At 66.6% G+C, this 625-nt stretch carries 1 protein-coding gene; it reads left to right on the forward strand.

Annotated features, from left to right (window positions below; all coding sequences use genetic code 11):
- Positions 1-625 (forward strand): transposase (locus G4D87_RS38470; RefSeq protein WP_163787677.1); only part of this gene is annotated, 625 nt, incomplete at both ends.

Genomic DNA, 625 nt, shown 5'->3' on the forward strand with positions numbered 1-625 from the left:
AAGAAGTTCCGCCCCTGGAATGTGCAGCAGGCCTTCCTGCTGCCGCCGTCGCTGCTGGACTGGCTGCCGGAGCACCACCTCGCGCGATTCGTGCTGGAGGTGGTTGAGGAGCTGGACTTGGGGCCCATTTACGAGTCGTACGAGAAGGAGCTGCGAGGCTACCCGCCGTACGAGCCGAAGATGATGGTGGCGCTGCTGCTGTACGCGTACTGCACCGGGGTGACGTCTTCTCGGAAGATTGAGAGGAAGACGCAGGAGGACGTGGCCTTCCGCGTGCTGGCGGCGAACCAGTCCCCGGACCACTCGCGGATTTCGGAGTTTCGGCGTCGGCACGGGGCGCACTTCGAGAGTCTCTTCGTGCAGATGCTGAAGCTGTGCGCGAGGGCGGGGCTGGTGAAGCTGGGGCACGTGGCGCTGGACGGCACGAAGCTGAAGGCGAACGCCAGCAAGCACAAGGCGATGAGCTACGAGCGGATGCAGCAGGAGGAAGCGAAGCTGCGCGAGCAGGTGCGGCACCTGCTGGCCCAGGCGGAGGCCGTCGACGCGGAAGAGGACGCCCGCCACGGCAAGGGCAAGCGAGGCGACGAGCTTCCCGAGGAGTTGCGGCGGGCGCAGTCGCGACTGC

It is taken from the genome of Myxococcus vastator, assembly GCF_010894475.1.
GTDB lineage: Bacteria > Myxococcota > Myxococcia > Myxococcales > Myxococcaceae > Myxococcus > Myxococcus vastator.